Source organism: Rheinheimera soli (assembly GCF_021290985.1).
Lineage (GTDB): Bacteria > Pseudomonadota > Gammaproteobacteria > Enterobacterales > Alteromonadaceae > Pararheinheimera > Pararheinheimera soli.
Window position 1 is genome coordinate 64,045 of the sequence record NZ_JAJOYU010000006.1, and the last position, 13,809, is coordinate 77,853.

Below are 13,809 nucleotides of genomic sequence, written 5' to 3' on the forward strand. Positions count from 1 at the left end.
AACAGTTAATCTTCTAAAATATAAGGGTTCTTTATACCCAGTTGCTGCAAAATCAGAATTTCTTCTGCTTCCATCTGTTCAGCATCTTCATCATTTATATGGTCAAAGCCCAATAAATGCAAGCACCCATGCACCACCATATGAGCCCAGTGATGATGTAATTCTTTGCCTTGTTCCTTCGCTTCTGCGGCAACCACCTGAGCACAAATCACTAAATCACCTAATAATGGCAACTCTTCCACACCAGGTGGCAGCTCAAAAGGGAAGCTCAGTACGTTGGTCGGTTTATCTTTTTCGCGATAATCAAAGTTTAATTGCTGGCTTTCTTCTTCGTCGACAATGCGCACTGTGACTTCAGCTATGTCCTGAAACGGCAGAATAGCGGCTTCCAGCCAGTGCTGAAATTGAGCTTCTGTTGGAAGGTTCGGCGCTTCGCTTGCCAGCTGTAAATCCAGGGTAATAGTCATGCTTTAATCTTTACTCGTGTTGGCTGCAGCTTGGGCGGCTTGTTTTGCTGCCAGCTTTGCGGCTTCTTTTTCCAGCTCAAGGGCTTGTTGCTTTTTCTCTTCAAAAGCTTCGTACGCCATGACAATTTTTTGCACCACAGGATGACGCACCACATCTTTGGCTTTAAAGAAGTTAAAGCTCAGATCGGGCACTTCAGACAACACATCCATTGCATGTTTTAAGCCTGAGTATTGACCTCGGGGTAAATCCACCTGGGTTATATCGCCTGTGATCACCGCTTTGGCGTTAAAGCCAATACGGGTCAGGAACATCTTCATTTGTTCAACAGTAGTGTTCTGGCTTTCGTCCAGAATAATAAAAGCATCGCTTAAAGTACGGCCACGCATATAAGCCAGAGGCGCAATTTCAATCACTCCACGCTCTAAGTACTTTTCTACTTTTTCAAAACCTAACATTTCAAATAAAGCGTCGTATAAAGGACGTAAATAAGGGTCGACTTTCTGCGCTAAATCACCAGGTAAAAAACCCAATTTTTCACCGGCTTCCACCGCTGGACGGGTGAGCACTATACGGCGCACTTCGCCTTTTTCCAGCGAGTCGACAGCACAAGCCACAGCCAAATAGGTTTTGCCTGTACCAGCAGGGCCAATACCAAAAGTCACATCATGGCGCTGAATATTGCGTACATAAGCACTTTGATTGGCGTTGCGGCCTTTGACGGCACCTTTTTTGGTCTTAATGCTGACCTGTTCTTCGTCAAACTGCTGCTCTGTTGGTTCCTGATGCTGTTGCTGGATCACCAGATGCACCTGCTCCGGGCTTAAAGGCACTGCTTTGCCCTGGGCATTAGCGGTTTCACCATACAGAGATTCGATGATCTGTTTTACCGGTTCAAGCTGCTCAGTTAAGCCCACTAAACGCAGCTGGTTATCGCGGTAGGACACCTGCACACGGTAACGGCGCTCAATCTGACGTAAGTTATCGTCAAAGGGGCCCCATAAAAAAGCCAGACGCTGAGGTTCAAAAGGGGAGAGAGAAAATTCTAAACTGGTGATGGGGTTATCCAATGCTCTGTCTCATATTTAATACTATGCTGTGGCCGGATGTACCGAACCACAGCATACTAAGGCTGTTTGAAACTAAGGAGTAAAAGTTGCCACTCCCAATTCGTCTGTTTTTGCCGCTTTAGCCGCCATAATTTGTTGTGGCGATACTTCACGACGTAAATCCATGTCTTTTTCAGTGCGAATCACTTTACCTTTTAATGAGTTGGTAAAGACATCGGTCACTAAAATATCTACAAACTGGCCAATCATATCTGGTGAACCTTCAAAGTTCACCACACGGTTGTTTTCCGTACGTCCGGTCAGCTCCATAATGTCTTTTTTCGACGGGCCTTCGACCAGAATACGTTGTTCAGTGCCGAGCATAGCACGGGCAATTTGTAATGACTGCTGGTTAATACGGTCTTGCAGCACATACAGACGTTGTTTTTTCTCATCTTCCGATACATCGTCCGGCAAATCGGCCGCTGGAGTACCAGGGCGGGCGCTGTAGACAAAGCTGAAGCTCATATCAAAGTTCATCGCTTTGATCAGATCCATAGTCGCTTCGAAGTCTTCTGCGGTTTCACCAGGGAAGCCGATAATAAAGTCAGACGACATACATAAATTCGGTCGTACTTTTTTCAGCGCACGAATTTTCGACTTGTACTCTATCGCCGTATGGTTACGTTTCATCAGCGCCAGAATGCGGTCTGAACCGGATTGCACAGGTAAATGCAGGTGATCCACCAGCTCAGGCACATCACGGTACACTTCGATGATATCGTCCGTAAATTCAACAGGATGCGACGTGGTGTAACGAATACGGTCGATACCATCAATGGCGGCCACTAAACGCAGTAACTCAGAGAAATGGCAGATTTCGCCATCAAAAGTTTCACCACGGTAGGCATTCACGTTCTGACCCAACAGGTTGACTTCACGTACACCTTGTTCAGCCAACTGGGCAATTTCCAGTAAGACGTCATCAAGCGGACGGCTGACTTCTTCACCCCGGGTGTAAGGCACTACGCAGAAGGTACAGTACTTAGAACAGCCTTCCATAATAGACACGAAAGCGGTAGGGCCGTCTGCTTTTGGCTCCGGCATACGGTCAAACTTCTCGATTTCCGGGAAGGACACGTCAACCACTGGTGATCTGTTGCCATGCACTGAGTTAATCATTTCAGGCAAACGGTGCAGAGTTTGTGGCCCAAATACGATATCGACATAAGGTGCACGCTCACGAATGGCTTTGCCTTCCTGAGAAGCCACACAACCACCCACCGCAATAATCAAATCCGGGTTTTTCTTTTTCAGCGGACGCCAGCGACCTAACTGATGGAATACCTTCTCCTGAGCCTTCTCACGAATAGAGCAGGTGTTCAGCAGGATCACGTCCGCTTCAGCAGCATCTTCAGTCAGAGTGTAGCCATGAGTTGCATCCAGCAGGTCCGCCATTTTGGATGAATCGTATTCGTTCATCTGGCAGCCCCAGGTCTTAATGTGCAGCTTTTTGCCCATTTGTGTTGTAGCCCGTAAAAAAGTTAACGCCAAGAAAAAGGACGCGCATTTTATCCTAGTAGGGCCTGAAGTGCCAGCAGTGGATCGGCTGCGAGTGGATTTGTAACGCTTTAAAGCTGGATCATAAAACCTGCATAGTAACTTTTGCGTCATAGTCTGACGCTAAGTTGCTTCCATGCAGTCGTGTTCTCCGGGTTTTGTCAATTTCCCCGCTAAATTGCAGTGACTTTTATAAGCCGTTGGCCTGATAATATTTGCTGTGCGATAACAATGCAGAGTCAGTAAAAATAAGGCTCAGAGGATAATAATGGAAAGTTTTGGTGTGATTCAGTTCTGGACCTTTTTGGCCGGAGTGGTAGTGATTATCCTGATGCCGGGGCCTAATAGTCTGTTTGTGCTGAAAACCAGCATAGTGCAGGGATCAAAGCACGCCTGGTGTGCGCTTGCAGCTGTGCTATTGGGTGATGCAACTTTGATTTTTCTGTCTTACCTTGGGCTGGCGTCTGTGCTGTTAGCCTCACCCGAGTTGTTCCGCTGGATACGTTACTTAGGCGCTGCCTATTTGCTGTATATAGGCGTCCAAATTTTATTGAGTTTACGTCAACCCAAAGCCAGCACCGACACGCAAGCACCAGCTGTTGTTGCTGCTGCGACCTGTGCTTCTGTGTTTCGCAAGTCGTTGTTATTAAGTCTGACCAACCCTAAAGCCATTTTGTTTTTCCTGTCATTTTTTATTCAGTTTATCGACTCCGGTTTCAGCCCCAACTGGGTGCCTTATCTGGTGCTCGCAGTAGTACTGGAAATAATCAGCTTGCTGTATCTGACCACGTTAGTCTACGCAGGAGCCGCCATAGCCAGTTTCTTCAAAGGCCAACCTAAAGCTGGGCAAGCAGGGAATTTGCTGTTAGGGCTGCTATTTACCGGCTTTGCGGTGAGATTGGCTTTGGCGTAAATCTCACGATTTAGCTGTGTAAACGAAAGGTTTCATCAACATCGAATCTAGCATTATTTAGCTGAGCAGTTTGAGGAGTTATATGGCTTTTACGAAGAATGGTCGTTGTAATGAAGATTTTGAATTACATAGATATATGGATTTTACAAAGTTAGTATCTCTTTTAGATTCTTCCAGTCTATTTTTCACGCGTCTCTCATGTTTTGAAGATCATCTCGAAGGGAGCTTAACTCATCACCATATACTCTTAGAGACTAAAGTAGTTGACCGCTGGTATCACTTCGCTAATTACACACTGCCACATAGCTTTGTTGCGAAAAAAGAAAGTCAAAGGACAGAAACTCCAATCATTAAAGACCCTCCTGAACATTTCATTAATACTGTTTTTGGTGACTTTCCCGTGAAACAGACAGATGCGAGAGACCTATTTAAACGACATCGTGAATGGCTTGATGTTAGCTGTTGGCATGCAGGCTCTTCTGAAAGTATGGCGATGTGGAAAATTTATGGTGGTTCAGTTGATGCTGTGTGTGTGATTTCAAGTACAGACTCGTTAGCTCGATCTATTTGCGCTGACCCCAAATACCAATTGTTCTTGACCGATGTCCATTACATTGCTCATGAGGAAGATTCTTTTCAGAGTTCTGACCCTCTGGCCCCTTATTTTCATAAGCATCATTTTTATTCTTTCGAGAAAGAGGTTCGACTGATCTCTTATGATCCAAGAGATAATGTTTTTGGCGACAGGCCCGAATGTGAGCGAGGAACAATACATAAAGTAAACTTACATGAATTGATAACGAAGGTTGTGGTTGCACCTCAAGCCCCTGGATGGTTTTTCGATCTAGTATGCACATTAGTGAAAGATAAATATGGCTTGAAAGTTGATGTGACGCGTTCAAAAATGAACCAGCCACCAATTTATTAACTCCAAAAAAATCTAGATAAGTGCATATAAAAACTAAAGGAAACAGTAAATTATTTCTCCCTAACAACGGTTTCGCCGTTGGCGAGATACTTTCTTTTGCGTCGCCAAAAGAAAGTATCCAAAGAAAAGGCGACCCCAGGCCGCTGCGAAAGCCCGGCTCAAAATCGTGCGCCCAAGGCGACTCGGCAACTCGTTCGTCGCTACCGCTCCTCGCTCAAACACTCCTCGTCTTAAAACCTTGGTCACCCCATTTTGCCCGGCTTGCGTCCTAATGGGGGCCCATTCAGATTCAGGTTTCTATTGCTGTAGATACTTGGATTTTTCGGAGATAAAAATAAAACCCTTTCAGCCGAAGGACAAAGATCTGAGGGAAATGTTGTTCATTTTTTACTTGCCGTAGATTCTTTCGGAGCTAAAAACAAAAATCCCTCAGCCGAAGGACAAAAAAGCTGAGGGAAAGGTTGGTAACTTTTTACTTACCAGGGAGTCGTTACAGCAGGTCTAAGCCCGTCCTCTTGTAGCAGTAGCTGGCGAAATTTTCGATGCTACTAAGGCCGGATAACTGACTGCCAGTTGGCCCACTATTAACAAGGCCACTACACCAATCACAAGTAGTACAGGGCTTAACGGGCTCATACTAAAGGTTGAAACCAGCCAGATGTTTAAACCTACGGCTCCTGCTGCGCCTAAGATTACACCAGCGAAGCTGATCAGCAGGTTTTCCAGCATAAAGTAGCGCATCACCTGCCACTGACTGGCGCCTAAAGCGCGGCGGGTGCCGATTTGGCGGGTGCGTCTGTTGATGCTGAACATCGCCAGACCAACAATGCCAAAACCTGTGATTAGCGTCAGTACAATAATCACCGTTAGCAGAATAGTGTTGGTGGCTTGATGCTCCTGATAACTTTCGTCACGGGTTTGTTCCATGCTGGTGACATTACGGATAATGCGGCCTCTGTCGCTTTCGGCCAGCATTTTTTCTATTACAGGCATTAACTCGTCGCGGCGGCCTGGTTCGGTGCGGATAAAAAAGCGGCTGCCTTTGCCATCCAGTTGTTGCGGCACCAGCATGCTGCGCTCTACGCCATTCCAGCCATTCCATGGTGCTTGCAGAGTGTTGATAATGCCCGTGATTTGCATCGGCTGATGGTTGTCAATGTAGACAGTTTTTCCTAAGGCGCTTTTCCAGTCACCTTCAAACATAGCTTCTGCTAATGCCTTGGTGATAATGGTTTTAGCAGGCCACTTGGTACTGCCTATTTCACGCCAGCCGATGTCTGAGCTTTGGAAGTTTTCACCTGCGATTAGCTCTAGGCCCAAAGCATTGATACCGTGCTCGTCCACCATGTAAACCGCAGAACCTGTGCCTTCAATATCATCGCCGGCTTTGGTTTGCAGGCTCATAGACCAGCCGCCGCCACTTAAAGGAATAGCGTTCAGTTGGATGGCATCTACTACACCTGGAGTTTGACGAATACGCTGCAAGTCCTGCTGTAAAGCCGTTTTCAGATTGTAGTCTTGCGCAAAAACGGTGTTGCTCAGATAAAAAGTATTGGTTTCATCTAAACCGCTGGCTCTGGCCATTTGCTGGCTACGTTCCTGCATCATAAAAATGGCGTTTACCATAATGGTCAGGGTCAGGGCGATTTGCAGGGCGATCAGCAAAGCACCAATTTTATTGCGCATTAAAGCGCGGAATATGGGGCCCAGTTCCAATCGGGCTAATAGTTCTAACATGGCAAACTCCTTATTGGCTTTTCAGCTGAACGGACGGCTGTACCTGACAGGCACGCCATGTGGGATACAAACCTGCTAATAAAGCGCTGACAATAGCTAAACCAATAGCCATAGCCACTAAGGTCAAATCCAGTTGAGCTAAATCGCGGATCCAATCGCCGTACATCACTTTGATGGCTTCAAGCCCAAGTAAGGCGAGGATCAAACCTAATAAGCCACCTGCTAACCCTATACAGCCTGATTCGATTAAATGCTGAATAAACAAGTCGTTACGGCTTGCTCCTAAAGCCTGACGCACGCCAATTTCTGAGGCTTTACCTAAAAACTTCGCCAGTAATAAGCCTACGGTATTCAGTAAACACACCAGCAGGAACATCAGTGACATCGCCATCATCATGCTGGCGTCGTCTGATACCACTTGCTGGTTTTCCAGCCATTGCATCACATCACGTAATTTATTGTTGTCGGTGCGGGCAAAACGACCGTATTGATGCTGCTCTTTAGCGTAGGCATTCATAAAGCTGAAGTACGCGTCTTTGTCTTGCTCTGTTGGTAATTCCACCCACAACTGCACCCAAATACATTCAGAGTCTAAAAAAGCCTGAAAGCCTGATTCTGTCGGTTTCCAGCAGTTGGTATTGCCAGAGCGGCTGAATTTCTGTTCGGTAATTAAACTAAAAGGCACAAAGACTTCTTCTACGTCGTTAAAGGCGCCTGTGCTGATATCGTAGAACCTTGGTTTAGGATTCCATCTGTCCATTACCCCTGTCACTTTGTAATCTTCACCGGCCATACGCACTGTCTGGCCTGTGGAGTCTTTGCCACCAAATAAACGCTCATTCAGTTCGGCATTGATCACAATGACCCGTTCTTTTTTCAGATCAGCCTGATGGTCCCAGCCGCTACCATATAAAAAAGGCACATCAAACATAGGGAAAAAGTCGGCACTGTTGGCGCGGCCCTGCACCATAAAAGGCAACACTTCTTTGTCGGCAGGCTCTATTACTGCAGACATACCGCTTTGAATACTTTGGCGTTTAGCTTTTTGGGCTTGCCATAAGTAGGTGGCATCACGGTAGGTTAATTGCTCTGGCGCATCACCATCATCGTTGTATGGATTGTTTGGCTGCCAACTGTCCATTTGCACAAAAAACAGCTGCTCACTTTTATGCGGAATAGGGTTGGCCGACATCAGGTAGTTGACAGTAATAGTGGTCATAGACGCACCTATACCTAAACCTATGGCGCAGACCATCAATAGCGTCATGCCCCAGGTGCGTTTGCAGCTCAAGTAAGCCAGCTTTACATAGTAAGAAAACATAGCGGCTCCTTAAGCTTCGCCAACCACATGCAAGTTAGAGTTTTTGTTGGTCAGCTCGCTGACATGGCCATCTTTGATGTAAATCTGACGTTTAGCACGGGCGGCCAGGCTTGGATCGTGCGTCACCATTAAAATGGTAGTGCCGGCTTTATTGATGTCTTCCAACAGACTCATCACACTTTGTGCCATCTGGCTGTCAAGGTTTCCTGTGGGCTCATCCGCCAGTAAAAAGCGGGGTGAGGTGGCTAAAGCCCGGGCTATGGCTACACGTTGCTGCTGACCACCGGATAACTGGCTTGGCAGGTGTTTCATCCGGGAGGCTAAACCCACCTGATCCAGATGGTGTTCAATACGTTTTCTGCGCTCTGCTGTATTCAGGCCACGGTAACGCAAAGGTACATCCACATTGTCGAACAGGTTTAAATCCGGGATCAGGTTAAAGCTTTGGAAAATAAAACCTATCTTCTGATTACGCATGCGGGAGCGGCCGCTGTCGTTTAGTTTGGCGATGTCTTCGCCGTCCAGCAGGTATTCACCGCTAGTGCTGGTTTCCAGTAAACCAGCAATATTTAAAAAGGTAGTTTTGCCTGAGCCTGAAGGGCCAGTCACACTGACAAAGTCTCCTTCGTTGACATGCAGCTGAATATCACGCAGCGCATGAGTGGCCACATCGTCCGTGATAAAGGATTTACTGATTTTATTCATAGTTAACATAACAAGTCCCTCTGGCTTTTTAGCCTTAATTATTTATTCAGTTATTAAGTTGTACTGTGCTGGCACCGTCGAAAATATCGGTGCCAGAGGTAATGATTTGATCGCCTGGTTGTAGCCCTGCCAGAATTTCGACTGAGTTCAGACTGCGGGCTCCCAGTTCAATCGGGGTTTTGATGGCCATACCATTTGCGACTTTGTAAGCAAATTTGCCATTGCTGCTGTCGAGGAACTGACCTCGGGCCACCTGCATTACGCCTTCGCGGTGTTCCAGCAAAATACGGCTGCTTAAGCGTTGGTTTTGGCGCAGGGCAGGAGGAGCTTCTTTGGTAAAACGTACCCGGCCTTTCACCTGGTTTTCAAAGACTTCAGGGGAAATAGTCACCAGTTTGCCCATATACAGCTTCTGCTCAGCTGTGACCTCCACTGGCAAACCAATGATTAAGTCGTTGGCATAACTTTCTGGTACGGCAATTTCCACTTCAAACTGGCTTAAATCCACCACAGATAAAATCAGTTGGTTTTTGGTGATGTAGGTTTTGTTTTCTACCGCCAGATTACCCAATAAGCCATTGACCGGAGAACGAACCTGCAAGCCATTGACCTGACGCTGGAAATCTTCGACCAGCAAACGCTGGCGGTCTAACTGCTGGGCTAAACTTTGTACTTCAAAATCGAGGTTTTCTTTATTCAGCCGGGCATCTTCAACGGCATGTTGGTGTTGTAGTTTGGCTGTTTCTAAATCGTCCTGAGCTTTTTCATGTTCAATTTTGCTGATCACGCCTTTTTCAAAACCCTGATCAGCGCGGCGTTTTTCCCGCTCTGCTGTGGTTAAAGTTACTTGCGCTATATCCACTGCTTTTTTGTCGGTCAGTTGCTGCTTTTTCGCTAAGATTTTTTGACGGTCGTGGCTGGTTTGTAAGCTGTAAAATGTGGCTTGTTCCTGCAGCAGTTTATTGTTCAGCTCGGGGCTGTCGATAATAGCCAGTACATCGCCTTGTTTAACTTCAGTACCTGCGTCGAGCAATAAGCTGATGGTGCCCTCTGCAGGTGCGTACAGTTTAGGGCTGACCGCTGCGACCACCTGACCCTGAGCTGAAATATCGCGGGTAAAATCCGCAGTTTTGACTGTATCCAGCCGTACGCGCGATAAAGACACCGACATATCCGACTGCGACCAACTACGCGCTGCCGGAATAATTTGCCATAACAGCAATACCAACAGCAGGCTGACGGAGCCTGCTACCCAGATTTTTTTAGTGGTTTTTTTCGGTGCTAGTCGCTCGTCCTGGCTGCTGGTATCCGCTATTTTCATGGTTTTTCCTGCACTTTTCGTCTTGGGTCAGGCATCAAAAAATGCCGCTATTACCAATGAGTCGTAAGTAAAAGAAAAAAGGTTTGAAGCGAATAAAAATAAATTTTGTGATTTAAAACCATGAAGATTGTTTTGTAAGACGTAGGGGCGACCTTTATGGTCGCCCGTCTATGGATTGAAATCGTTGTTTAGAGAGAGCATGCAGTCAACAAGGTCCGCAGCTTCAAGGACGAAGGGCTGTTACCATAACCTTTGTCTGGTGGTGATATACCCGGCATAAAAGATAATAGCCACACCTGCAAACCAGCTCATGGTGACAGGTTCTGACCAGAATAAATAACCAAAGAGGCCGGCAAAAATCACCGAGCTGTAGGTCCAAATCCCAATATCTGAAGCGGGCGCTAAAGCATAAGCTTTGGTCATCGCCATTTGGCCTATAGCGGCCAAAATACCCATAAAAGCAAAGGCCCACCAGGCGATAGCTGGCAATTCCTGCCAATAAAAAGGCACAGGCACAAAAGAGATAATGGCGGTCAGCAAGGAAAAATAAAAGACGATACGGGCGGCGGGTTCAGTGTCAGACATGTAACGAATGGTGGTTTTGGTGACAGCCACTAACACGGCAGATAACAGCGCTATTAAAAACAGATAAAAAGCACCGCCACCGCTGGCTACAGGTAAAGCCAATAACACGCCGCCAAAACCCAAAGCTATGCTGAATAAGGTTAAACGGCTGGCCGTTTCTTTTAGCCAATATTTGGCAATCAGCGGCACTATAAAAGGTGACATTAAAAGCACCACCATAGCCTGCGCCAGGGGTAACTGACTGATGACATAAAAGAAGCAGTACATCGAAATAATGCCGGTAATGGAGCGGCTTAAATGCAGATACCAGCGCTTGGTATATAGCAGTTGTTTACCTTGCACCCAAAGCCAGGGCAGCATCACCACTAAGGCAAAAAAATTGCGAAAAAACACCACCTGTGCATTGCTGGCACTGTCGCTGGTCAGTTTGACTAACGCGCCTATACCAGCAAAACAAGCTTCTGCCAGTAACAGCAATAACGCGCCTTTCAGCAAATTGGGTTGCATCGGAAATCACATCCATCGAAGAGGCGCGCAGTATACTCTTTAAGGTCTTGATGTTGCAAAGCGGGACGAGGGGGCATACAGATAGGGACGAATACACAGTGTTATTTGCTATAACCATAAAGCAGGCACGCTTTGAGCAAATCAACAGGCACATTTATTTGTTGCTGAAGAAGGAAATGCACGCTAATTTAGAAACTTAGAGTGTGCCAACCTAAAATTAACAGGCCAAACAAAAGTAAGAATGTGCCAGCACGCTTTGAGTCACAGCAGGCAGTGGTTGATTGTAATTAATTGCTTTTTATCAATAAGTTAATGCTATCTCGCTATCTGCTTAAACCAGTGTCAAACCAGTGAAAGCGTGCCAGCACAATATACAAATGTTATAAGACAAGGAAGGTTTCGTGCACGAATTCATCAAATTGATAAAATCACGTTCAGATGAACACGAGATCGCGTTCTCACGCATACGTGACCTGCCCGGCTCAATGATGTCGATTCTTAGACAAGAGCTTGATTCGTTAATTCGAGTTCTTTACTTGTTATCCATACCTGATCTTGAAGAAAGAAATCGGCTGATGGCAAGTACCGTTAACGGTGAACGTTGGAAAGTAACAACCCCCAAAGGGAAGGAAGCTGTTGTCACTGACGCGATGATGGTCGAAGTATCGCAACAATTCGCCGGTTGGGCGCGCTCGGTCTACAAATTCGGATGTGCCTTTATCCACCTTTCTAATTTTCATGGCTATAACGCATCAAATCCACTAGAAACTATATCGGATGAAGAGAAGCAAGACATTCTTGACCATATGCGCCATTACCATGGTGGGCCTCAATCAGACAATCCGACCTTTCAAGAGCTAGCGGATTACTTTCCGAGAGTGTTTAAAAAAATTAAGGGCAATCTTGAATGCTATTTGGATAACCTGGCTGAAGAGGCACCGGTTGATCATGTCTTATAACAATAGCAGTCACACCGGCCTATCGGCCTCGACTCGCTACGCACTCGTGTGCTGCGGGCGTTATATTTTTAAGGAAGTGCAATGGCACAATGGTTATTGAGTAGACTTTTTGAGGCAAAAGATCAACCTCAGCCAACTTTTGCTATTCAAGGAACTATTAATTGGATGAGGGCATTAGCCGAAATTATTAATAGTGATGAGTTTTCAGACGAAAAGATTAAGTCAGTCTTCAGCAAAGTTCAAAGACGCGATCAGAATAAGTCAGCGGACACAGTAGTCTTTGAAAATATGCTAATGGCATATCACAATCTTGCTTCCTTAAACGCACTAGCTTCAGATGTATCTCATAAATATGATATCTGCCGATCTGCGATTATATCTTGGTACTACGCTACTTACTTTGCTGCAAGCGCTATGGTGGCGGCTTCCTCAGGGGCCCAGCAAGAGACACATACGGCAACAGCAAAAGCTTGGCACGCAGATTTTGCTGAGAAAAAGCTGCTTGTCTATCCGTTTAATCTTTATCTATCAACTCTGGTTAAAAAAGATGTAGACGAAAAAATTAGTGAACTCCGCAATGGCAATAAAGTTGATTTGAATACATACGCTAAAGGTTTAGACGATGCGAAGGGCGCTTGTCTTAGCTATTTGAGTGGTACTGCCGACTATAGAAAATGGGAAGCTGAAGAGCGCATTAAGAGTTCGAGACAGTTTAAAGAGCTGAACGTCGATAATTTCAGAACTAAGGCGGCAAGAGAGTTACGAGACAATGAGCTAGAGAGAGGTCAAGTAAATTTCCTCTTTCAGGCATTCCGCTATCGGGGTAAGGCGAACTATAGAGATTCGATCTTCTTATCATATGGTAATAGCTACGAAGAGAAGATGGATCAATTTATTGAAGACCTTCGAGTTGTCACTAAAGGCTTTATTCGCATGGCTTCTATCTACTGTCAGAGGAGGGTAGCAAAAGGAGATTGGGAGTTGTTTGTAAACGACTTGGAAGTAAATACGAGATTATCCCTTGGTGCGGAAGTATTCAAAATATAGCAAAGCGCTGCACTCGGCGTCAGCAGCGATTGCCTCCCCCGTAAAGTGATACTATAGTGTCACTTGGAATTTAGATCAGGGTGAACCCATGAAAGTTGAACTCGTTACGAACCTCAAGCGTCAGGCTACAAAGATTCTGGCAGATCTGCATCTGACGAAAGAGCCCGTACTGATTACGGAGCATGGCCAGCCATCCGCATACCTTGTTGATGTGCAGGATTATGAGTTCATGCAGCGTCGGCTTGCGCTGCTTGAAGGGCTTGTTCGGGGAGAGCGCGCTGTACTTGAGGGAAGAACCTATAGCCAAAGTGAGGCCCAAGAGAAAATGAGTAAATGGCTGAAGTAATCTGGACTGAGCCCGCCCTTCAAGAACTGGACTCCATCGCAGAGTACATTGCTTTGGACAATACTGCTGCCACAACCGCTCTCGTTAAGGAAGTTTTCAATAAAGCCGGGCGTTTGGAAACTTTCCCCAAATCCGTGCCGATCCCTCCAGAGCTCCCTGATTCGGTATACAGGGAGTTAGTGGTTCCACCCTGTCGTATTTTTTATCGTGAGGATGAGCAGCGAGTTCTTGTCCTCTCTGTTATGCGAGAGGAGCGGCAGCTTCGTGCGTTTATGCTTGGAAACAGCTAACAATTCGCGTCATTCTAGGCCTGCGGCCTTGCGATAAACTAAAAGTTTCTGCGCAGACGGGCGCCGCTAAGGTAAT

Annotated in this window: 14 protein-coding genes; 6 read left to right on the top strand and 8 right to left on the bottom strand. The window is 46.2% G+C overall.

The genetic code is table 11. The annotated features are described in order from the left end of the window. Positions 1-5: 5 nt before the first annotated feature. The 3 genes from ybeY to miaB all read right to left on the bottom strand — a co-directional run bounded on the left by ybeY (position 6) and on the right by miaB (position 3,035). The gene (gene ybeY / locus LSG37_RS06185) at positions 6-467 is read right to left on the bottom strand and encodes an rRNA maturation RNase YbeY (RefSeq protein ID WP_233079048.1); all 462 of its coding nucleotides are present in this window, start codon (positions 465-467) and stop codon (positions 6-8) included. A 3-nt stretch (positions 468-470) separates the two neighbouring features. Continuing rightward, positions 471-1,535, bottom strand: a complete 1,065-nt coding sequence (locus LSG37_RS06190) for a PhoH family protein (RefSeq protein WP_233079049.1) — start codon at positions 1,533-1,535, stop codon at positions 471-473. A 72-nt stretch (positions 1,536-1,607) separates the two neighbouring features. Continuing rightward, entirely contained in the window at positions 1,608-3,035 is a 1,428-nt protein-coding gene (gene miaB / locus LSG37_RS06195) for a tRNA (N6-isopentenyl adenosine(37)-C2)-methylthiotransferase MiaB (RefSeq protein ID WP_233079050.1), read from the bottom strand. Between the two features lie 307 nt (positions 3,036-3,342). Between miaB and leuE the strand changes: the two genes are divergently transcribed. Further along, positions 3,343-3,987 (top strand): leucine efflux protein LeuE, encoded by a 645-nt coding sequence (gene leuE / locus LSG37_RS06200; protein WP_233079051.1) that lies wholly within the window; start codon positions 3,343-3,345, stop codon positions 3,985-3,987. Positions 3,988-4,069: 82 nt separating this feature from the next. Next, a complete protein-coding gene (locus LSG37_RS06205; protein WP_233079052.1) occupies positions 4,070-4,915 on the top strand; it encodes a DUF2971 domain-containing protein in 846 nt (281 codons plus the stop codon). 501 nt (positions 4,916-5,416) lie between these two features. Here the strand turns inward: LSG37_RS06205 and LSG37_RS06210 are convergent. The 5 genes from LSG37_RS06210 to LSG37_RS06230 form a co-directional block, all read right to left on the bottom strand. Then, entirely contained in the window at positions 5,417-6,652 is a 1,236-nt protein-coding gene (locus LSG37_RS06210) for an ABC transporter permease (protein WP_233079053.1), read from the bottom strand. Between the two features lie 10 nt (positions 6,653-6,662). Continuing rightward, on the bottom strand, positions 6,663-7,973 hold the full coding sequence (locus LSG37_RS06215) for an ABC transporter permease (RefSeq protein WP_233079054.1): 1,311 nt from the start codon (positions 7,971-7,973) through the stop codon (positions 6,663-6,665). Positions 7,974-7,982: 9 nt separating this feature from the next. After that, positions 7,983-8,687, bottom strand: coding sequence for an ABC transporter ATP-binding protein (locus LSG37_RS06220; protein WP_233011176.1), 705 nt, complete (start codon positions 8,685-8,687; stop codon positions 7,983-7,985). A gap of 37 nt (positions 8,688-8,724) precedes the next feature. Beyond that, positions 8,725-9,999, bottom strand: coding sequence for an efflux RND transporter periplasmic adaptor subunit (locus LSG37_RS06225; protein WP_233079055.1), 1,275 nt, complete (start codon positions 9,997-9,999; stop codon positions 8,725-8,727). Between the two features lie 240 nt (positions 10,000-10,239). Beyond that, positions 10,240-11,091, bottom strand: a complete 852-nt coding sequence (locus tag LSG37_RS06230; RefSeq protein WP_233079056.1) for a DMT family transporter — start codon at positions 11,089-11,091, stop codon at positions 10,240-10,242. Positions 11,092-11,492: 401 nt separating this feature from the next. Here LSG37_RS06230 and LSG37_RS06235 point away from each other — a divergent pair, with 401 nt between their 5' ends. From LSG37_RS06235 to LSG37_RS06250, 4 genes are all read left to right on the top strand, one after another. Then, positions 11,493-12,050, top strand: coding sequence for a hypothetical protein (locus LSG37_RS06235; RefSeq protein ID WP_233079057.1), 558 nt, complete (start codon positions 11,493-11,495; stop codon positions 12,048-12,050). 81 nt (positions 12,051-12,131) lie between these two features. Further along, entirely contained in the window at positions 12,132-13,097 is a 966-nt protein-coding gene (locus tag LSG37_RS06240) for a hypothetical protein (RefSeq protein WP_233079058.1), read from the top strand. Positions 13,098-13,185: 88 nt separating this feature from the next. Then, positions 13,186-13,443 (top strand): type II toxin-antitoxin system Phd/YefM family antitoxin, encoded by a 258-nt coding sequence (locus LSG37_RS06245; protein ID WP_233079059.1) that lies wholly within the window; start codon positions 13,186-13,188, stop codon positions 13,441-13,443. Next, the gene (locus tag LSG37_RS06250; protein ID WP_233079060.1) at positions 13,431-13,733 is read left to right on the top strand and encodes a type II toxin-antitoxin system RelE/ParE family toxin; all 303 of its coding nucleotides are present in this window, start codon (positions 13,431-13,433) and stop codon (positions 13,731-13,733) included. The genes LSG37_RS06245 and LSG37_RS06250 overlap by 13 nt, the downstream gene beginning before the upstream one ends. The last annotated feature ends 76 nt before the right edge of the window (positions 13,734-13,809 follow it).

Excerpts from the sequence above, each read along its gene's own strand:
- ybeY (WP_233079048.1), bottom strand. The coding sequence starts at position 467 with ATGACTATTACCCTGGATTTACAGCTGGCAAGCGAAGCGCCGAACCTT.
- miaB (WP_233079050.1), bottom strand. The coding sequence starts at position 3,035 with ATGGGCAAAAAGCTGCACATTAAGACCTGGGGCTGCCAGATGAACGAA.
- leuE (WP_233079051.1), top strand. The coding sequence starts at position 3,343 with ATGGAAAGTTTTGGTGTGATTCAGTTCTGGACCTTTTTGGCCGGAGTG.
- LSG37_RS06205 (WP_233079052.1), top strand. The coding sequence starts at position 4,070 with ATGGCTTTTACGAAGAATGGTCGTTGTAATGAAGATTTTGAATTACAT.
- LSG37_RS06210 (WP_233079053.1), bottom strand. The coding sequence starts at position 6,652 with ATGTTAGAACTATTAGCCCGATTGGAACTGGGCCCCATATTCCGCGCT.
- LSG37_RS06215 (WP_233079054.1), bottom strand. The coding sequence starts at position 7,973 with ATGTTTTCTTACTATGTAAAGCTGGCTTACTTGAGCTGCAAACGCACC.
- LSG37_RS06220 (WP_233011176.1), bottom strand. The coding sequence starts at position 8,687 with ATGTTAACTATGAATAAAATCAGTAAATCCTTTATCACGGACGATGTG.
- LSG37_RS06225 (WP_233079055.1), bottom strand. The coding sequence starts at position 9,999 with ATGAAAATAGCGGATACCAGCAGCCAGGACGAGCGACTAGCACCGAAA.
- LSG37_RS06230 (WP_233079056.1), bottom strand. The coding sequence starts at position 11,091 with ATGCAACCCAATTTGCTGAAAGGCGCGTTATTGCTGTTACTGGCAGAA.
- LSG37_RS06240 (WP_233079058.1), top strand. The coding sequence starts at position 12,132 with ATGGCACAATGGTTATTGAGTAGACTTTTTGAGGCAAAAGATCAACCT.
- LSG37_RS06245 (WP_233079059.1), top strand. The coding sequence starts at position 13,186 with ATGAAAGTTGAACTCGTTACGAACCTCAAGCGTCAGGCTACAAAGATT.
- LSG37_RS06250 (WP_233079060.1), top strand. The coding sequence starts at position 13,431 with ATGGCTGAAGTAATCTGGACTGAGCCCGCCCTTCAAGAACTGGACTCC.